Annotated in this window: 15 protein-coding genes; 12 read left to right on the top strand and 3 right to left on the bottom strand. The window is 73.6% G+C overall.

What is annotated here, in order from left to right:
- Positions 1-43: 43 nt before the first annotated feature.
- Both AMPC_RS12465 and AMPC_RS12460 read right to left on the bottom strand, forming a co-directional pair.
- Positions 44-991: a THUMP domain-containing class I SAM-dependent RNA methyltransferase gene (locus AMPC_RS12465; RefSeq protein ID WP_248341424.1), complete on the bottom strand. Its 948-nt coding sequence runs from the start codon at positions 989-991 to the stop codon at positions 44-46.
- Between the two features lie 38 nt (positions 992-1,029).
- Positions 1,030-1,353: a hypothetical protein gene (locus AMPC_RS12460; protein WP_248341422.1), complete on the bottom strand. Its 324-nt coding sequence runs from the start codon at positions 1,351-1,353 to the stop codon at positions 1,030-1,032.
- 199 nt (positions 1,354-1,552) lie between these two features.
- On the opposite strand from AMPC_RS12460, the gene AMPC_RS12455 reads away from it, so the two are divergent.
- The 6 genes from AMPC_RS12455 (at position 1,553) to AMPC_RS12430 (ending at position 10,934) form a co-directional block, all read left to right on the top strand.
- Positions 1,553-3,151, top strand: coding sequence for an ABC-F family ATP-binding cassette domain-containing protein (locus AMPC_RS12455; RefSeq protein ID WP_248341420.1), 1,599 nt, complete (start codon positions 1,553-1,555; stop codon positions 3,149-3,151).
- Positions 3,152-3,310: 159 nt separating this feature from the next.
- The gene (locus AMPC_RS12450) at positions 3,311-4,180 is read left to right on the top strand and encodes a class I SAM-dependent methyltransferase (protein ID WP_248341419.1); all 870 of its coding nucleotides are present in this window, start codon (positions 3,311-3,313) and stop codon (positions 4,178-4,180) included.
- Between the two features lie 102 nt (positions 4,181-4,282).
- A complete protein-coding gene (locus AMPC_RS12445; RefSeq protein WP_248341417.1) occupies positions 4,283-5,407 on the top strand; it encodes an efflux RND transporter periplasmic adaptor subunit in 1,125 nt (374 codons plus the stop codon).
- 18 nt (positions 5,408-5,425) lie between these two features.
- Entirely contained in the window at positions 5,426-8,632 is a 3,207-nt protein-coding gene (locus tag AMPC_RS12440) for an efflux RND transporter permease subunit (protein ID WP_248341416.1), read from the top strand.
- Between the two features lie 290 nt (positions 8,633-8,922).
- Positions 8,923-10,068, top strand: coding sequence for a TolC family protein (locus AMPC_RS12435; protein ID WP_248341414.1), 1,146 nt, complete (start codon positions 8,923-8,925; stop codon positions 10,066-10,068).
- A 176-nt stretch (positions 10,069-10,244) separates the two neighbouring features.
- Positions 10,245-10,934 carry a sphingomyelin synthase family protein gene (locus tag AMPC_RS12430; protein WP_248341413.1) on the top strand — a complete coding sequence of 230 codons (690 nt, stop codon included), beginning with the start codon at positions 10,245-10,247 and terminating at the stop codon, positions 10,932-10,934.
- 29 nt (positions 10,935-10,963) lie between these two features.
- Here AMPC_RS12430 and AMPC_RS12425 read toward each other — a convergent pair whose 3' ends face one another.
- Positions 10,964-12,835, bottom strand: a complete 1,872-nt coding sequence (locus AMPC_RS12425) for a TRAP transporter large permease (RefSeq protein ID WP_248341412.1) — start codon at positions 12,833-12,835, stop codon at positions 10,964-10,966.
- 166 nt (positions 12,836-13,001) lie between these two features.
- On the opposite strand from AMPC_RS12425, the gene AMPC_RS12420 reads away from it, so the two are divergent.
- The 6 genes from AMPC_RS12420 to AMPC_RS12395 all read left to right on the top strand — a co-directional run bounded on the left by AMPC_RS12420 (position 13,002) and on the right by AMPC_RS12395 (position 18,423).
- Entirely contained in the window at positions 13,002-13,904 is a 903-nt protein-coding gene (locus AMPC_RS12420) for a TRAP transporter TatT component family protein (RefSeq protein ID WP_248341409.1), read from the top strand.
- Positions 13,905-13,972: 68 nt separating this feature from the next.
- Positions 13,973-14,959: a TRAP transporter substrate-binding protein gene (locus tag AMPC_RS12415; RefSeq protein WP_248341405.1), complete on the top strand. Its 987-nt coding sequence runs from the start codon at positions 13,973-13,975 to the stop codon at positions 14,957-14,959.
- Positions 14,960-15,086: 127 nt separating this feature from the next.
- Positions 15,087-16,037: a protein-methionine-sulfoxide reductase catalytic subunit MsrP gene (gene msrP / locus AMPC_RS12410; protein WP_248341393.1), complete on the top strand. Its 951-nt coding sequence runs from the start codon at positions 15,087-15,089 to the stop codon at positions 16,035-16,037.
- A complete protein-coding gene (locus AMPC_RS12405) occupies positions 16,037-16,810 on the top strand; it encodes a protein-methionine-sulfoxide reductase heme-binding subunit MsrQ (RefSeq protein WP_248341382.1) in 774 nt (257 codons plus the stop codon). The genes msrP and AMPC_RS12405 overlap by 1 nt, the downstream gene beginning before the upstream one ends.
- Positions 16,811-16,840: 30 nt before the next feature.
- Complete coding sequence (locus AMPC_RS12400) at positions 16,841-17,782, top strand: DUF429 domain-containing protein (RefSeq protein ID WP_248341369.1); 942 nt, start codon at positions 16,841-16,843, stop codon at positions 17,780-17,782.
- Complete coding sequence (locus tag AMPC_RS12395) at positions 17,767-18,423, top strand: uracil-DNA glycosylase family protein (RefSeq protein ID WP_248341367.1); 657 nt, start codon at positions 17,767-17,769, stop codon at positions 18,421-18,423. Before AMPC_RS12400 ends, AMPC_RS12395 begins: the two co-directional genes overlap by 16 nt.
- Positions 18,424-18,444: the final 21 nt, after the last annotated feature.

Below are 18,444 nucleotides of genomic sequence, written 5' to 3'. Positions count from 1 at the left end.
TGCTCGCCTGGTTCGGGAGGGCGCGGGTGGATCGGGACACCCGTCAAAGCTGGTACCGGAGGAGCTTGCACGCGAGCCCCCCGTCCACGAACGGCAGCACGGCGGCCTGCCGCGCCGGCAGGAGCCGCTCGAAGCCCCGGTCGGGCGCCACGACGGCGAGGGTCCAGCCGGCGAGCCGGGGCAGGAGCGCGGCGAGCGCCTTCCAGGCCTCGGCCGCCCCCTCGTCGATGCGGACGCCGAAGGGCGGGTTGACCGCGCAGAGGCCGGGCCCGGGCGGCGGCGCCGCCTGGGCGGCGTCGATCCGCGCGAAGCGGATCGCCTCGGCGACGCCCGCCGCGGCGGCGTTCTTCTGCGCGAGCCGGAGGGCGCCCGCGTTCCGGTCGGAGGCCTGGATGACGGCGGGGGGCGGGCGTCGGCCGGCCGTGAGCCGCGCCCGGATCGCGGCCACGCGCCGGGCGTCGGTGCCGGGCCAGCGCTCGAAGGCGAAGGCGCGGCCGGCGCCGGGCGGGCGCCCCGCGGCGAGGAGCGCCGCCTCGATGGGCAGGGTGCCGGAGCCGCACATGGGATCGAGGAGCGGTCGCGCCGGATCGTAGCCGCCGAAGCGTAGGAGCGCGGCCGCGACGCTCTCGCGCAGCGGGGCCGCCCCGACGCGCTGCCGCCAGCCGCGCTTGTAGAGGGGCGCGCCGGCCGCGTCGAGCGAGAGGGTGGCGAGGCCGCCGCGGACGCGGGCCACCGGCCGCGCCCCCGGGCCGTAGCGTCGCCGGGCCTCGGCGCGCGCCGCGTCGAGGCCGCGCTCCGGCCCCTCGTAGAGCCGGAGCGAGACGGCGTCGGCGAGCCGGCTCCCGAGGCAGGCCAGCGCCACCGCGTCCTCGCCCTCCAGCTCGGCGCCGCCGGGCGTGGCGCGGGCGCGCAGCCCGAGCGCGGCGAGCTCGCCCGCGAGGAGCGGCTCGAGCCCGGGGGCGCAGGCGGCGAAGGCGCGTTCGGTCGTCACCGGCCGTTCTTACCTCGGAACGGCCGGCCCGGAGGAGGCTACCTGGGCGACTCCGCCGGCGCGGGGGCGGCGGGCGCCGGGCCCGCCTCGTCGGCCGGTACCTCGGTGACGGGCTCGAGCGCGGGCGCGCGCGCGCCGGCGGCGGTGCCGCCCAGCGAGGCGGGGCCCGGGGTCCGCGGGCTCGACTGCGGGCGGATGCTCGCCGCCTGCTCGCGCGCGTTCGGATCGCTCGGCGAGCCGGTGGTGGGCCCGGCCGAGGCTCGCTGCTGCTCCGACATCGCGGCGCCGGAGGCGCCTTCGTGGGCGCAGCCCGCGAGCCCGAGCGCGGCGGCGGTCACGGCGACGAAGAGACGTGGCGACATGGGGACCTCCCGTTCGCGGTGCGACGGGCCACCCCATGCCGCCGCGCCGGCGCGGCGCCACGGTCCCTCGGGGCGGGGGCGCCGGATCTCCTGGGGCCCCCCGGGCGCGGGCGGGTCCCGGGCCGGCCGCCGCCTGGGCTGGCGGCCGTCCGGCCACCTCGCCAACCGGTCCCGTTTCGGTTACAAGAGCGCCGCTCCCATGATCTCGGTTCAGAACGTCAGCAAGGCCTTCGGGCCGAAGAAGCTGTTCGAGGACGTCGACGTCGCCTTCTCGCCGGGCAACCGGTACGGCCTCACCGGCCCGAACGGCGCCGGCAAGTCCACCTTCATGAAGATCCTCGCCGGCGACGAGGAGGCCGACACGGGCAACGTGCTGCGCCCGAAGAAGGTCGGCATCCTGCGCCAGGACCACTTCCGCTACGAGGACGACCGCGTCATCGACGTCGTCCTGATGGGCAACCAGCGGCTCTGGGAGGCGATGCGCGAGAAGGAGGCGCTCCTCGCCAAGCCCGACATCACCGAGGAAGACGGCCACCGGCTCGGCGACCTCGAGGGGGTCGTGGCCGAGGAGGACGGCTACACCGCCGAGGCGACCGCGGGCGAGCTCCTCGAGGGCCTCGGGATCGAGACCGCCTTCCACGACCAGCCCATGCGCGCGCTCGCCGGCGGCTACAAGCTGCGCGTGCTGCTCGCCCAGGCGCTCTTCGGCCAGCCGCAGGGGCTCCTGCTCGACGAGCCGACCAACAACCTCGACCTCGACTCGATCCGCTGGCTGGAGAGGTTCCTGCGGGCGTACGAGGGCGTGCTCATCACCATCTCGCACGACCGGCACTTCCTGAACGCCATCTGCACCCACATCGCCGACATCGACTACGAGACCATCATCACGTACTCGGGCGGCTACGACGACATGGTGCGGCAGAAGGCCCAGGTGCGCAGCCGGGTCGAGAGCGAGAACGCCGAGAAGAAGAAGAAGATCCTCGCCCTCCAGGACTTCGTCGCCCGCTTCCACGCCGGCACCCGCGCCTCCCAGGTCCAGAGCCGCATCCGGGCCATGGAGAAGCTCAAGGTCGAGGACATCAAGCGGTCGAACATCGCCCGGCCCTTCATCAAGTTCGAGCAGAAGGGGCCCTCGGGCAAGCAGACCCTCACCGTCGAGGAGATCTCCAAGACCTACGGGGACCAGAAGATCGTGCGCCCCTTCTCGGCGCTCGTGACCCGCGGCGAGAAGGTCTGCGTCATCGGCAAGAACGGCGTCGGCAAGTCCACGCTGGTCCGGATGCTCGCGGGCGACCTCGCCCCCGACCACGGCCAGGTGAAGTGGGGCCACCAGGCCTCGGTGGGCTACCTCCCGCAGGACCACGCCGGCGTGATCCGCAAGGGCACCACCGCCTTCGGCTGGCTGCGCGAGCTCGAGGACAAGCTCTCGAACGAGGAGATCTCGGGCCTCCTCGGCCGCATGCTCTTCTCCGGCGAGGAGCGGATGAAGCCGACCGACACGCTCTCCGGCGGCGAGACGGTGCGGCTCCTCCTCTCCAAGCTGATGATGACGAAGGACAACGTCCTCATCCTCGACGAGCCGACCAACCACCTCGACCTCGAGTCGATCGCCTCGCTCTCCGAGGGGCTCTCGCGCTACGAGGGCACGGCGATCATCGTCACCCACGACCAGCAGCTCATCGGCGAGGTGGCGACCCGCATCTGGGCGATGCGCCCCGGCGAGGAGATCACCGACTTCAACGGCACCTTCGACGAGTTCGTGGAGAAGGAACCCGAGCTCGCGGCCCATCACCGTTAGAACGGGACATGCTGTCCCGCCCCACCAGCAGAGCTGGTGGGGCCCCACCCTCCGCTCGGCGGGGCCCTTACGCTTCGCCTGCGGCGAAGCTCGCCCGCCCTGGAGGGCTCCGCCCTCCCCACCTGCGGTGGGACCCCACCCTGAGGTAACTTCAACTCCATGGACAAGGCCCGCCGGCAGGTGAAGGGGGAGGCGGTGTCGCGGGAGCTCCTCCCCGGCACCTCGCCCGGGCTGCTGAAGGAGCTGCACCTCCTCACCCGCGACGGCCAGCTCAACGCCGACAGCCTGCGGAAGCTGAAGCAGGTGAACCACCTCGTCCGGCTGCTCCAGCCGGCGGTGGAGGACGTGCTCGGGCGCTTCGGCGAGCCGGTCATCGCCGACTGCGGCGCCGGGAAGGGGTACCTCGGCTTCATCCTGGCCGAGCTCTTCGTCGAGCCGGCGGGGAAGGGGACCGTCCTCTCCATCGAGACCCGCGCCGAGCTCACGAAGGCCGCCGAGGAGCGGGCCGGGCGGCTCGGCTACCGGCGCATGCGCTTCGTCACCGGCGCGGTCGAGTCGGCCGAGGTGCCGGAGCGGCTCCACCTCGTGACCGCGCTCCACGCCTGCGACACCGCCACCGACGACGCGCTCGCGCTCGCCATCCGCCGCGGGGCGGACCACGTGGCGGTCGTGCCCTGCTGCCAGGCGGAGGTGGCGCGGCAGCTCGAGGGGGCCGCCGCCAGGGCGCCGCTCGACGCGCTCTTCGCGCACCCCTGGCACCGGCGCGAGTTCGGCTCGCACCTCACCAACGTCGTCCGGGCCCTGGCGCTCGAGGCGCACGGCTACCGGGTCACGGTGACCGAGCTCGCCGGCTGGGAGCACTCGCTCAAGAACGAGCTCATCCTCGCGAAGAAGGTCCGCCGGGAGGGGCGCGAGGCGCGGGCGCGGCTCGAATCGCTCCTCGAGGCGACGGGCGTGCGGCCGAAGCTGATCCGGTCGCTCGCCGCGGCGCCGGGAGAGCCCCCGGCCGGGACCCCGGCCGGCGCTTGACCTTCCGGGCAGGCGAGGGTCCGTTTTCACCCGCCGCGCGGGCTCTCGCCGCGCGCCCGCGGGGATTGTGTTTTTACCCCCATCGCACTAACAGTCGCCCCCGTGCCCACCAAGCTCCTCGTCGCCGCGGCGCTGGCCGCCGCCCTGACCACCGCCTGCAGCAAGGGGTCCGGCAGCGCCCCCCGCACCCGCCCCCCGCCGTCGGTCACCGTCGCCCGGCCCCAGGTGCGCGACGTGCCGGTGGAGGTGAAGGCCCCCGTCGATCTGCGCCCCATCGTCCAGGCCGACCTCGGCTCGAAGGTGCTCGGCTACCTCGACGCGGTCTTCGTGGACCGCGGCGACCGGGTGAAGAAGGGACAGCTCCTCGCGCTGGTGCGGCCGGCCGACCTCCCCGACCAGCTCACGAGCGCCCGCGGCGCGCTCGCCCAGGCGCAGGCCTCGGTGGACCTGGCGCGCGCCAACAAGGAGCGGGCCGAGCGGCTCGCCCCCTCCGGCGTCGTCTCCCAGCAGGAGCTGCAGCAGAACGTGACCGCCCTCGCCACCGCCGAGGCGGCGCGCGACGCCGCCCGGGCCAACGTGGCGGCCCTGGCCGTGAAGGTCGGCGAGACCCGCATCGAGTCGCCCCTCGACGGCTACGTCTCGGTCCGCAAGCTCGACCCCGGCGCGCTCGTCGGCTCCTCCACCGGCCCCATCCTCACCGTCACCCGGATCGACGTGCTCCGCGTCTTCGTCCCGGTGAACGAGCGGGACGTCACGAAGGTCCAGCTCGGCCAGGACGCCCACGTCGAGCTCGACGCGGTGCCCGGTAGGAGCTACCGGGGCAAGGTGGTGCGCCTCTCGCCGGGCTTCGACCCGGTGGCGCGCACGCTCGACGCCGAGGTCCACCTCCAGAACCCGGGCGAGCTGCGGGCCGGCATGTACGGCCGCGGCGCCATCGTCACCGACGTCCACCCGGCCGCGCTGGTGCTGGCGGCGAGCTCGGTCCAGCTCTCCGGGGGCAAGCAGTACGCCTTCGTGCTGCGCGGGGAGAAGGTGAAGCGGGTGGAGGTGCAGACCGGCGTGGACGGGGGCGACTGGCTCGAGGTGACGAGCGGCCTCGCCAAGGACGACGAGGTGGTCACGGCCGGCGCCGACGTCCTCTCCGACGGCGCCGCCGTGCGGGCCCAGCGGAACGTGGACCCGTTCACCGGCCAGGCGGTCACCGCCGAGCGCACCCCCTCGAACTAGCCGGCAGGTACCCCGTCCATGTGGCTGACCCGCCTCGCGCTCCGGAACCCGGTCTTCATCCTGATGATGTCGCTGATGGTGCTCGCCCTCGGGTGGGTCTCCGTCGGCCGGCTCTCGGTGGACCTGTTCCCGTCCATCGACATCCCCATCATCCGGGTGGCGACCTTCTACACGGGCGCCGGCCCGGTCGACATCGAGAAGTCCATCACCATGCCCGTCGAGCGCGCCGTGTCGGCGTCGCCGGGCGTGGACAGGGTGGAGAGCACCTCGAAGCAGGGCGTCTCGCTGGTCTCGGTCTGGTTCCAGTACGGCACCAACCTCGACAACGCGCAGTTCGAGGTGTCGCAGCGGGTGGCGCAGATCCTGAACACCCTGCCGCCGGGCATCCAGCAGCCCTTCATCATCAAGTTCGACGTCACCAACATCCCGGTGGTGCAGGTGGCGATGAGCGGCGAGGGGCTCGACGAGAAGCAGCTCTACGACCTCGGCTACAACGTCATCGAGCCGCAGCTCGAGCGCATCCCCGGCGTGGCGAGCGCCACCGTCGGCGGCGGGCAGATCCGCGAGATGGAGGTGAAGGTCCGGCGCGACGCCCTGCGCGCGCGCGGCCTCGCCGTGCTCGACGTGGTGAACGCGGTCAAGGGCACGAACCTGCTCTTCCCCTCCGGCGACCTGCGCGCCGGCGACCGCGACTACAACGTCTTCTCCAACTCGAGCCTGGGCCAGGCGCGGCCGCTGCGCGACGTGGTGATCCGCGAGGGCCGGCCCCCGGCGGGCGGCGACTACTCCGGGCCGGTCCGGATCTCCGACGTGGCCCAGGTGGAGGACGGGATCCAGGACCAGGCCGAGATCGTCCGCATCAACGGGCAGCGCGGCGTCTACTTCCGCGTCCTCAAGCAGCCGGGCGCGAACACCGTCTCGGTGGTGGACGCGGTGCGCAAGCAGATCGCCAACCTGCGCGGCGTGCCGCAGAACGTGAAGCTCGCCATCAGCTTCGACCAGTCCTCCTACATCCGGGCGGCCATCTCGTCGCTCGAGCACGAGGCGGTCACGGGCGGCCTGCTCGCCGTGCTCGTGATCCTGATCTTCCTGGTGAGCTTCTCCGCCACCGGGATCATCGCGGTCGCCATCCCGCTCTCCATCGTCGCCACCTTCATCCTGCTCTACTTCACCGGCCAGACGCTCAACGTGTTCACGCTCGGCGGCCTCGCGCTCGGCGTGGGCCGGCTCGTGGACGACTCGATCGTGGAGCTCGAGAACATCCACCGCCACCTCGCCGCCGGGCAGGACCGCAAGACCGCGGTCCTGAACGCCGCGCAGGAGGTGGCGATGCCGATCTTCGTCTCCACCATCACCACCATCGTGGTGTTCTTCCCGGTCACCTTCCTCGGCGGCGTGGCGCGCAACCTGTTCCTGCCGCTGGCGCTCACCATCGCCTTCGCGCTCATCATGAGCTTCTTCGTGTCGCGCACGGTGACGCCGCTCCTCTGCCTCAAGTACCTGAAGGCCGAGGAGCCCGGCCACGGCAGCCGCTTCGGCGGCTGGATCACCCGGCGGCTCGACGCGCTCGACGAGGCCTACGCCCGCGCGCTGCGCTGGGTGCTCGGCCACCGGCTCCCGGTGATCGCCGGCATCCTCCTGCTCTTCGCCGCCTCGCTCCTGCTCTCGAAGAAGATCGGCACCGAGTTCTTCCCCGACACCGACGAGAGCCAGTTCTCGATCATCTACAAGACGCCCATCGGCACCCGCGTCGAGCGGACCGAGGAGGTGACCAAGCGGGTCGAGGCGGCGGTGGCGAAGGCGCTCGGCGGCGAGAAGGCGAAGGGGGGCGGGCCGGTCTACACCACCGTGCTCTCCGACACCGGCCTCCCGGGCGGGCGCACCGCGCTCTTCACCACCAACACCGGGCCGCACTCCGCCAACCTGGGCGTGAACCTGGTGTCGCACGAGGACCGCGGCCTCACCGACGTCGAGGCCAACGAGAAGGTGCGCGCCGCGCTGCGCGACTCGCTCCCCGGCACGCAGGTCTACACGTTCGTCGGCGGCATCGTGAAGCGCATCCTCAACTTCGGCGCCGCCGCCCCCATCGACGTGGAGATCGTGGGGTACGACCTGCAGGCCGGCGGCGACTACGCCAAGCGGCTCGCCGCCAAGGTGCGGCAGCTGGGCGACGCCGAGGGGAAGCCGCTCCTCACCGACGTGCAGATCTCGCGCGAGGAGGACTACCCCGAGCTCGACGTGGTGGTGGACCGCCAGAAGGCGGGCACCCTCGGCATCAGCGAGCAGGCGGTGGCCCAGAGCGTGCTCACCAGCCTGGTGGGCTCGACGCAGTTCCAGCCCATCCCGTACATCGACGACAAGACCGGCAACCAGTACTACATCAACGTGCGGCTCGACGACCGGTACCGGAGCCACGTGGACGACCTCAAGGACGTCTTCGTGAAGGCGCCCTCGGGCGCGATGGTCTCGCTCGCCAACATCGCCACCGTGAAGCGCGGCTCGGGCCCGGTGACCATCAGCCGCAAGTACCTGCAGCGGATCATCGACGTGACCGCCAACGTGGCGCCCGGCAAGGACCTCGGCAGCGCCAGCGCCGCGGTGCAGAAGGCGATCGACGAGCTGCCGCCGCCGGAGGGCTACACCGCGCAGCTCGGCGGCCAGACCCAGGCGCAGAAGGAGGCCTTCGCGGGCCTCGGCTTCGCGGCGCTGATGGCGATCGCGCTCGTCTACATGATCCTCGCCTCGCAGTTCAAGTCGCTGCTCGACCCGCTCGTCATCATGTTCTCGGTGCCGCTCGGCATCACCGGCGTCTTCGCCATCCTCTGGGCCACCCACACCACGCTGTCGGTGAACAGCTTCATGGGCATCATCATGATGGTCGGCATCGTGGTGTCGAACGGCGTGCTGCTGGTGGACTTCGCCCGCGTGCTCCAGGCCCGCGGCGAGCCGCTCCTCGAGGCCACCGTCAAGGCCGGCAAGACGCGGCTCCGGCCCATCCTCATGACCACCATCGCGACCATCGTGGGGCTCATCCCCATGGCGCTCGGCATCGGGGAGGGGAGCGAGACCAACCTCCCCCTGGCGCGCGCCGTCATCGGCGGGCTCACCGTGTCCACCTTCTTCACGCTGTTCCTCATCCCGGCGCTCTACACGCTGCTGGAGCGGTTCTCGAAGCACGACAAGGCCGAGGACGACGAGGACCTCACGCCGGAGAGCGCGACGTGATCGGGGCCGCGCTCGGGCTGATCCTCCTGGCCGCCCCTCCCCAGCCCTCCCCGCCCGAGCGGGGAGGGGGAACCCCGGGCGCGCTGCCCGAGGCCGCTGCCGCCGGCTCGCCTCGGGGAGGGAGCGCTTCCCGCGGCGCGCCGACCGCGGGCGCCCCGGGCTCACCTCTTCCCCTCTCCCGCGCAGCGGGGGAGGGCCAGGGAGGGGGCGGTGGCCCCGTCGCGGCGCCCCGCCCCGCCCTCCGCGCCGTCTCCTTCGACGAGGCGGTCGCCCGCGCCGCCGCCCGCAGCGTGAACGCCGTCGTGGCCCAGCAGGAGCTCCGCCGGGTGGACGGGCTCCTCGAGCAGGCCCGCTCCGGCTCGCTGCCGAGCCTCGCCGCCAACGGCACCCTGACCCGGCTCGACGGCGACCGCCGCTCCTCCACGGGCCAGCTCTACGCCGCCAGGGACCAGCAGAGCGCCAACGTCACGCTCACGGTGCCGCTCCTCGCGCCCTCGCGCTGGTACCAGTGGTCGCACGCCTCCGACCAGCTCGACGTCGCCCGCGCCAGCGAGGCCGACGTGCGCCGGCAGGTGACCCTCCTCGCCGCGCGCTCCTACCTCGCGGTGGTGGCGCAGAAGCGGGTCATCGACGTCACCGGCCGCTCGGTGTCGGCCGCCCGCGCCCACTTCGAGTTCTCGCGGGCGCGCCGGCAGGGCGGCGTCGGCAACGCGCTCGACGAGGCCCGCGCCGATCAGCAGCTCGCCACCGCCGAGGCCCAGCTCGAGAACGCCTACACCGCGCTCGCCCGCGCCCAGGAGGCGCTCGGCCAGGCCGCCGGCGCCGACGAGCCGCTCGACGCCCAGGCCGAGCCGGAGCTCCGGGCGCCCGCACCCCAGGGCGCGCTCGAGGACGCCCAGGACCTGCGCGCCGACGTGCGGGCCTCGCGCGAGCGCTCCCGCGCCGCCGAGCGGGTGGCGAAGGACAGCTGGGCCGACTGGCTCCCCACGCTCCTCGGCTCGGCGCAGCCCTTCTACCAGCACCCGGCCAGCCTCACGACCCCGGAGACCGGCTGGCAGGCGCAGCTCGTCCTCTCCTTCCCGCTCTTCGAGGGCTTCCTGCGGGTGGGCCAGCGGCACGAGCGCGACGCCCTCGCCGACGAGGCCCGGACGCAGCTCGACGGGCTCCTGCGCCAGGCCCGCTCCGACGTGCGCGTCTCGTTCGAGGCGCTGCAGCACGCCGAGCAGGCCCTGGTGGCGGCGCGGCGGGCCGCCGAGCGGGCCAACCTGACGCTGCAGCTCGCGACCACCTCCTACCGAGCCGGCGCGACCACCAACATCGACGTGGTGGACGCCGAGCAGCGCGCCCGCGACGCCGACACCGCCGCGGTCCAGGCCGAGGACGCCGTCCGGCAGTCGCGCCTCGACCTCCTGGCGGCGACCGGGCACTTCCCGTGAGCCGCCGGCCGGGCGCCCCGGAGCGCCTCGCGTCGCACCCCCTCCCTGTCCCTCCCCCGCTCCGCGGGAGAGGGGAAGAGGGGAGCCCGGGGGCCGCCTCGGGCGCCGGGCTCGAGGCCCCCACGGCGAGCCCGGCGCTCCCCCCGGCGGCGCTCGAGGTCCACCCTCCCCACCGCGTGGGGAGGGCCGGGGAGGGGCGGCGAGCGGCCCTCGTCGCCCTCCTCCCCGCGATCCTCCTCGCGCTCGCCTTCCGCGCCCTCTGCTACGCCGCGATGACCGCGCTCGCGCTCCACTCGGAGCTGCGCCCCGCGCCCACGCTGCCCGACGCGGTGCTGGCGCTCGTCCCCTACGTCCCGTGGGTCGGCCGGGCCAACTACCTGCTCTGGCTCCTCTGCTACCTGCCCCTCACGCTCGCCTTCCTCTGGAGCGAGCCGCGCCGCTGGGTCCGCTACATGGTGACGGGCGGCCTCGTCTCGCTCGCCCGCGGCCTCTGCATCGCCGCCACCGGGCTCGGCCCGCCCGACCCGGCCCACGCCGGCCCGGGGATCGGCGGCCGCTCCTTCCTCGAGGCCTGGGCCGACCTCTGCTCGCCGCTCGGCGTCTTCGCCCGCGGGACCGCCAGCGCCTACCTCACGAAGGACCTCTTCTTCTCCGGCCACACCGCCACCACGCTGCTCATCCTGCTCTACGTGTGGCGCCGCCCCTGGCTGCGCGCGGCGGCGCTCATCGGGCACGTGCTGGTGGTCGCGAGCGTCTTCCTCTCGCACCTCCACTACACGGTGGACGTGCTCGGGGCCTACGCCTTCACCTTCGCGCTCTTCGCGCTGCGCGAGTGGCGGCCGCGCCCCGCGGCGGCGCCGGGCTAGCGCGCGGGGCCCGCCGCGCGCCGGGTGGCCTACGGCTTCACCGCCCGCACCACGCCGGTGGTGATCGCCGGCAGGTAGGTGATGAGCAGCACGCCGATCGCCATGATGACGAGGAAGGGGAGGGTCTTCCTGTAGAGGTACGGCAGCGGCTTCTGGAACCGGGACGCCGAGAGGAAGAGGTTGAGCCCCATCGGCGGGAACAGGAACCCGAGCTCGAGGTTCGCGAGGAACACCACCCCGAGGTGGACCGGCTCGATCCCGTAGGCCACGCCGAGCGGCGCCACCAGCGGCGCCAGCACCACGATGGCCGAGTAGATCTCGAGGACGCTCCCGAGCACCAGCAGGGCCACGTTGAGCACCAGCAGGAACAGCGCCGGGCTGTGGACGTGGGCCGTCATCCAGTCCACGAGCTGCGTCGGGATCTCGGCGTCCACGAACCAGCTCGTGAGCCCGAGCGCGACGCCGAGCAGGATGACCACGCTGCCCACCAGCGTCGCCGCGTGCGCGAGCACGTCCGGCAGGTCGCGCAGCGGGCGCACCTCGCGGAAGACCGCCATCTCGACCACGATCGAGTAGGCGCAGGCGAGCGCCGAGGCCTCCACCACGGTGGCGAAGCCGGTGCCGACCACGAGCACCACGAGCGTGGGCAGGCCGAGGTCCCACTTCGCGTCCCAGAGGGCCCGCCAGGCCTCGCCCGGCTGGAAGGGCTGGCGCGGCGCCCTGGCGCGCACGCCCACGAAGATGCCGTAGGCCGCCACCAGCAGCACCATGATGAGCCCCGGCACCAGCCCGCCGAGGAAGAGGTGGTCGATGGGGGTCTGCGCCACCACGCCGTAGAGGATCACCGGCAGGGAGGGGGGGAAGAGGAGCCCGAGCGAGCCGGCGGCGGTGACGAGGCCGACCGAGAAGTCCTCCGGGTAGCCCTCGTCGAGGAGCGCCGGGAGGATGAGCCCGCCGAGCGCGAGGATGGTCACGCCGGACGCGCCGGTGAAGGTGGTGAAGAGGGCGCAGACGAAGGCCGCCATCACCGCGATCCCGCCCGGCATCCACCCGAAGAGCCCCTTGTAGGCGCGCACCAGCCGCTTCGCCGAGCCGCCCTCGGCGAGCACGTAGCCGGCCACCGTGAGGAGCGGGATGGCGGGGAGGGTGGGGTTGGTGACGAGCCGCAGGGTCTCGGTGGGGACCGCGGCGATGGGCGTGCCGTCCTTGAAGAACAGCGCCATCGCCAGCCCGGCCATGGCCACGAAGACCGGCGCGCCCAGCAGGAACGCGACGAGGAGCGCGAGGCCGTAGATCCAGACGAGCAGGTGCGGAGAGCCGGTGAGGGCCCCGGCGTGCGCCTCGAGGAACGCGGCGGCGGCCGAGATCGCGTGGCCGAGGGGCCCGAGCGCCGAGAGCGGGAAGTCGTCGGGCGTGGCGTGGGCCGCCTCGCCGACGAGGAGCACGAGGCCGATGGCGGCGAACGCGCCCGCGCGGGCGAGCCCGGCGCGGCGACCCTCGCCGGCGCGCCAGGCGAAGCGCACCGCCATGAAGGCCGTGCCGACCGGCACGACGAGCTCGCTCCACCAGAACGGGATGCCGAAGGTGAGGGTGCGGGCGCTGCCGCGCTCCTCGTTCACCAGGATGGCGGCGGCGACGGTGAGGAGCGCGCAGACCACCGCCGCGACGGTGCTGGAGAGGAAGCCGGCGGCGCGGCGCGGCCAGCCGGCCGGGATCGCCTCGGCGGTGGAGAGCGCGAGGTGCTTGCCGGCGGCGGTGGCGAGGAGCGCGCCCAGGAAGCCGACCCAGAGCGTGAGGTGCTGCACCACCACCGCGGAGCCGGGGATGCCGCGCCCGAGCAGCCGCCGGGAGAGGGTCTCGCCGGCGGGGAGCGCCACCATGGCGAGGAGCAGCACCGCCACCGCGCCCCGTTCGAGGCGGGTGCCGGCGCGCGGCGACGCCGCTCCCGGAGCGGGAACGGGCGACGCGGCGGGATCTGCGGCGGGAGCGCTCACGAACGAAATTGACCCCTCGACGAGGGGAACCTATGACTAGCACGAACCGGACGCGAGAAGAGGTGAGGAGATCGTGAAGCGCATCGCCCTGTGTGCCGCCTTCGCGTGGCTCCTCTCGCTCGCCGCCTGCTCCACCGCCGCCTCGAAGGTGCTCGCCAACGCGCTCTCCGCCGGCGGCCCCAACTCCAAGGCCTTCGCGGCCGACGACGACCCGCAGCTCGTGAAGGACGCGGTGCCGTTCGGCCTCAAGACCATGGAGAGCGTGCTCGAGGAGCAGCCGCGGCACGTGGGGCTCCTCACCTCGCTGACGAGCGGGTTCACCCAGTACGCCTACGCCTTCGTGGCCGCCGACGCCGACCAGGCGGAGCTCGAGGGGCGCTCCGGCGACGCGCGCGCCGGCCGCGAGCGCGCCCGCAAGCTCTTCCTGCGGGCCCGCGACTACGGCCTGCGCGGGCTCGACGCGCGGCACGAGGGGATGGCGGCGAAGCTCCAGGCGGTGAAGGACCTGCCGGCCGCGCTGAAGGACGCCGAGAAGGAGGACGTCCCGCTCCTCTACTGGACGGCCGCGAGCTGGGCGCTCGCCATCGCCAACGGCAAGGAGCACATGGACCTCGTGGCGGAGCTGCCGGTGCCGCAGGCGCTGGCCGAGCGCGCGCTGGCGCTCGACGAGACCTGGGACCACGGCGCCATCCACGAGTTCTTCGTGGCCTTCTCCGCGGCGCGCGGGGACCCGAAGGCGGCGCGCGCCCACCTCGACCGGGCCCTGGAGCTGTGCCAGGGCAAGCGGCTCGGCGGCCTCGTCTCCTACGCCGAGGGGGTGAGCGTCCAGGCCCAGGACAAGCCGGAGTTCGAGTCGCTCCTGCGCCGGGTGACGGCGTACGACGCCGAGGACGCGCCGCAGTACCGGCTCGCCAACCTCATCGCCCAGAGGCGGGCGAAGCTCCTGCTCGCCCACGAGGACGACCTCTTCCCCTGATCCGGCCGCGCCTGCGCGGCGCTCGCCTGCCCCTTATCATTCGACCCTCTCGCCGCACGGAGAACCCCGTGAGAAAGCTCCTCGTCGCCCTCTGCCTCGCCCTCCTCGCCCAGACCGCCCGGGCGGAGGACGTGGTCATCAAGCTCGCCACCCTCGCCCCGCAGGGCTCCACCTGGCACAACCTCCTGAAGGAGCTCGCCGACCGGTGGAGCCAGCTCTCCGGCGGCAAGGTGAAGCTCCGGATCTACGCCGGCGGGACGCAGGGCTCCGAGGGCGACATGGTCCGCAAGATGAGCGTGGGCCAGCTGCAGGCCGCCTCCATCAGCGCCGTCGGCATGCACGACGTGGTGAAGGAGCCGCAGGCGCTCTCGGTGCCGGGCATGATCGACAGCCAGGCCGAGTTCCAGGCGGTGTTCCCGAAGGTGGAGCCGAAGCTCGACCAGCTCCTCGAGCAGAAGGGCTACGTGGCGCTGCAGTGGGCCCAGATCGGCTTCATCAAGTTCTTCTGCACCAAGCCCTACCAGACGCCGGCGGCCATGGGCGACGCCAAGATCTTCGCCTGGGACGGGGACCCCGCGAGCGTGGAGGCCTGGAAGGCGGCCGGCTTCCGCCCGGTGGTGCTCTCCTCCACCGACATGATGCCCTCCCTGCAGACCGGCATGATCAACTGCATCGCCAACGTGCCGTCGTACGTGCTCGCGGCGCGCCTGCACGACCGGGCGCCGAACATGATCGACGTGAACTGGGGCTACCTCATCGGCGCCACGCTCGTCCGCAAGGACGCCTGGAACAAGGTCCCGGCCGAGCTCCGCCCCAAGCTCATCGCCGCGGCGCGCGAGCTCGGGCAGCGGGTGGACGCCGAGGTCCGCAAGCAGAACGAGGACGCGGTGGCGGCGATGAAGCGGCAGGGGCTGAACGTGGTGAAGGCCGACCCGGCCCCGTGGCGCGCCGCCGCCGAGCGGGCCTGGCCGGTGGTGCGGGGCAAGGTGGTCCCGGCCGCCTTCTTCGACGACGTGAAGCGGGCCCGGGACGAGTACCGGGCCTCTCACAAGTAGGACCGGTCGCACTCCCTCCCCGCTCGGGCGGGGAGGGTGGGGGAGGGGCGGCCAGGAGCGCCCGCGGCCCTCGCTCGTCCGCCGAGATCTCGGGGCGCCGCCGCCGCGCCCCGCTTATGGGGAGCACATGGCTCCCTTCCGGCCCGAGCTCGGGGAATCGGAGGTCACCCCGGAGCGGCTCTACCTGCGCCGCCGCGAGTTCCTCGCGCTCGGGGCCGCCGGCGCCGTGGGGGCGCTCCTCCCGCGCGCCGCCCTCGCCGAGGCGGGGGCCGAGCCCACCGGCGCCGCCCTGCCGCCGGCGAAGCGCGCCGAGCTCGCCGGCGGCGAGAAGCCGACGCCCTGGAAGGACGTCACCGGCTACAACAACTTCTACGAGCTCGGCACCGGCAAGGAGGACCCGGCCCGGAACGCCGGCTCGCTCCGGCCGCGCCCCTGGACGGTGCAGGTGGACGGCGAGGTGAAGCGGCCGCAGACCCTCGACGTGGACGCGCTCGCCCGGCTGTTCCCGGTGGAGGAGCGCATCTACCGCATGCGCTGCGTCGAGGCCTGGTCGATGGTGATCCCGTGGGACGGGATCCCGCTCGCCGACTTCGTGAAGCGGATGGAGCCCACCTCGAAGGCGAAGTTCGTGAAGTTCACCACGCTCGAGGATCCGGCGCAGCTCCCCGGCCAGCGGCGGCACGTGCTCGACTGGCCCTACGTGGAGGCGCTGCGCATCGACGAGGCGACGAACCCGCTGCCGCTCCTCGCCCTCGGCCTCTACGGCCGCGTGCTCCCTGGCCAGAACGGCGCGCCGGTGCGGCTCGTGGTGCCCTGGAAGTACGGCTTCAAGGGCGCCAAGTCGATCGTCCGCATCACCTTCACGGAGGAGCAGCCGCGCACCACCTGGAACGAGGCCGCGCCGGACGAGTACGGCTTCTACGCCAACGTGAACCCGGCGGTGGACCACCCGCGCTGGAGCCAGGCCCGCGAGCGGCGCATCGGCGAGTTCTTCCGGCGCAAGACGCTCCCCTTCAACGGCTACGGCGATCAGGTGGCGCAGCTCTACGCCGGGCTCGACCCGAGGAAGCTCTACTGATGGCGGCCTCCACCCCGACGCCGGCGGCGGAGGCTGCGACCTCCGCCACCCCCGCGCCCACCGCCCCCGCGCCCCCGCGCGCCGCCGGGGCCGCGCCGCCGCCGTCCCGCGCCCGCCGGGCGGGCGGGCGGCGCTGGCTCGTCCCGCTCGCCTGGGCGCTGGGGCTCCTCCCCATCGCCAAGGTGGCCTACGACGGCCTGCTCGCGCCGGGGCTCGGCGCGAACCCGATCGAGAAGGTGCTCAACCGGCTCGGCTTCTGGACCCTCACCTTCCTCTTGCTCTCGCTCGCGCCCACGCCCGCCCGGGCGTTCCTCGGGATCTCCTGGCCGGTGCGCGTCCGGCGCGCGCTCGGGCTGCTCGCCTTCCTGTACGCCTGCCTCCACTTCACCACCTACGTCGCGGTGGACCAGTTCTTCGACTGGCAGATCATCGGCGCCGACCTCGCCCGGCGCCCCTTCATCGGCGTCGGCTTCGTCACCCTGCTCGTGCTCGCGCCGCTCGCGCTCACCTCGAGCGACGCCATGGTGCGCCGGCTCGGCCACGCGCGCTGGAAGCGGCTCCACCGGCTCGCCTACGCGGCGGGCGTGCTGGGCGTGGTCCACTTCCTCTGGCGGGTGAAGAAGGACCACACCGAGCCCCTCCTGTTCGCCGCCGCGTTCGGGACCCTCTTCGCGCTCCGCGGCCTCGACGCCCTGCGCCGGCGCCTCGTCCGCCGGGCGGCGGGCCCTCGCCCCGGCGCGAGCCTGTCGGGGCGTGGCGCAAAGGTCGATTGACACCCGATGTGACGGAGCGATAACCGGCTCATGGTCTCTTCGAACGGAGGCGGCAGCAGCTCAGGGGGGTTCGGCCGGGCGTCGCCGCCCCGCGTGGCGCTGCCGAAGAAGGGCGTGCTGCTCGGCGTCGGCTGGAGCGGCGCGCAGGGCGCCGGCAACCAGATCATGGTCGCCAAGGTGGACCTGGGCGCCACCAAGGCCAAGCTGTCACAGGTCTGGCGCCCGTTCACCGACGCGCCCGGCCGGCGCGACGTGCTGCAGCGGCTCCCCGAGTTCCTCGCCGAGGCCGCCCGCTGGGCCGAGGGGAAGCTGGTGGTCGGCTTCGACTTCCCCTTCAGCCTCTCCGAGACGCACCTGCGCCAGCTCAACCTGCTGCGCCAGGCCATCCGCGGGCCGGCCGCGCTCGGCAAGGCCATCGAGGAGCGCTTCCTGCCGCAGGGCGTGGACTTCAGCGAGGCGGCCGAGGTCTTCCGCGACCAGCTCGGCAAGGAGCGCGTCCGGCTCACCGACGGCTACCGCGCCACCCCCAACTCGCCCGCCGGCCAGAAGCTCTACCGCCACACCTTCTTCGGCCTGGTGGCGCTCTCGAAGCTCGGCGACGACGTGAACTTCGTGCCCTGGGACCCGCCGGTGGCGGGGCAGACGTCGGTGGTCGAGGTCTGCCCGTTCCACGTGGCCCGCGTGCTCACCGGCTCGCAGGCCTTCGCCGACGACGCCCGCGACGGCGTGAGCCGCTCCAACCAGCGCGCGGTGCTGCTGCGCACCATGCGCACCGCCTCCAAGCTCGAGTTCGACATGGAGACGGCGGCGAGCATCGTCGAGGACGAGCGGGGCGACGGGATGCGGGCCGTGCTCGCGGCGGTCGGCGCGGGCGCGGCGGCGGCGGCCGGCTTCGAGGGCGTGCCCGCCAACGTGCCGCGGAGCGAGGGCTGGATCTACTCGGTGCGCGAGGAACCGTGGCGCGACGAGTAGCCTCCGAAGCCGAGGTCGTCGCCGCGCTCGAGGCCGTGCACGAGGACATCCGGGCCCTCACGCTGCCCGGCTTCATGGGGCCGGCGGTGCACGGGCCGCCGGTGGCGAGCCGGATCTTCCTCATCGGCCAGGCGCCCGGGCCGCACGAGGGCGAGCTGGGCCGCCCGTTCGCCTGGACCGCCGGCAAGACGCTCTTCCGCTGGCTCGAGCGGGCCACCGGCGCGGCCGAGGAGGAGGTGCGCCGCAGGGTCTACATCGCCGCGGTGGTGCGCTGCTTCCCGGGCAAGGCCAAGGGCGGCGGCGACCGGGTGCCGAGCCCCGAGGAGATCGAGGCGTCGCGCGGGTTCATCGCGCGCGAGATCGAGATCCTGCGCCCCACGCTGGTGATCCCGGTCGGCCGCCTCGCCATCGAGCAGGTGCTCGGGCGGAAGCCGCCCCTCGAGGAGGTGGTCGGCAAGCGGCTGCGCCTCCACTATCACGGCGTGGAGAGCGACGTGGTCTGCCTGCCGCACCCGAGCGGCGCCTCGACCTGGTTCAAGATGGAGCCGGGGAAGACGCGGCTCGAGGAGGCCCTCGCGCTCCTCTCGCGTCACCCCGAGGTGCGCCGGACCTTCAAGGCCGGCCGGAGGAGCTCCGCCTGAGGGGCCGGCTCGCCCCGGCCG

The sequence above is a fragment of the Anaeromyxobacter paludicola genome (assembly GCF_023169965.1).
GTDB classification, from domain to species: Bacteria; Myxococcota; Myxococcia; order Myxococcales; family Anaeromyxobacteraceae; genus Anaeromyxobacter_B; species Anaeromyxobacter_B paludicola.
This window is presented reverse-complemented; position numbering and strand designations above follow the sequence as displayed.

Coding starts and splice junctions, on each gene's coding strand:
- AMPC_RS12405 (WP_248341382.1), top strand. CDS start 16,037: ATGGCGGCCTCCACCCCGACGCCGGCGGCGGAGGCTGCGACCTCCGCC.
- msrP (WP_248341393.1), top strand. CDS start 15,087: ATGGCTCCCTTCCGGCCCGAGCTCGGGGAATCGGAGGTCACCCCGGAG.
- AMPC_RS12440 (WP_248341416.1), top strand. CDS start 5,426: ATGTGGCTGACCCGCCTCGCGCTCCGGAACCCGGTCTTCATCCTGATG.
- AMPC_RS12455 (WP_248341420.1), top strand. CDS start 1,553: ATGATCTCGGTTCAGAACGTCAGCAAGGCCTTCGGGCCGAAGAAGCTG.
- AMPC_RS12460 (WP_248341422.1), bottom strand. CDS start 1,353: ATGTCGCCACGTCTCTTCGTCGCCGTGACCGCCGCCGCGCTCGGGCTC.
- AMPC_RS12400 (WP_248341369.1), top strand. CDS start 16,841: ATGGTCTCTTCGAACGGAGGCGGCAGCAGCTCAGGGGGGTTCGGCCGG.
- AMPC_RS12450 (WP_248341419.1), top strand. CDS start 3,311: ATGGACAAGGCCCGCCGGCAGGTGAAGGGGGAGGCGGTGTCGCGGGAG.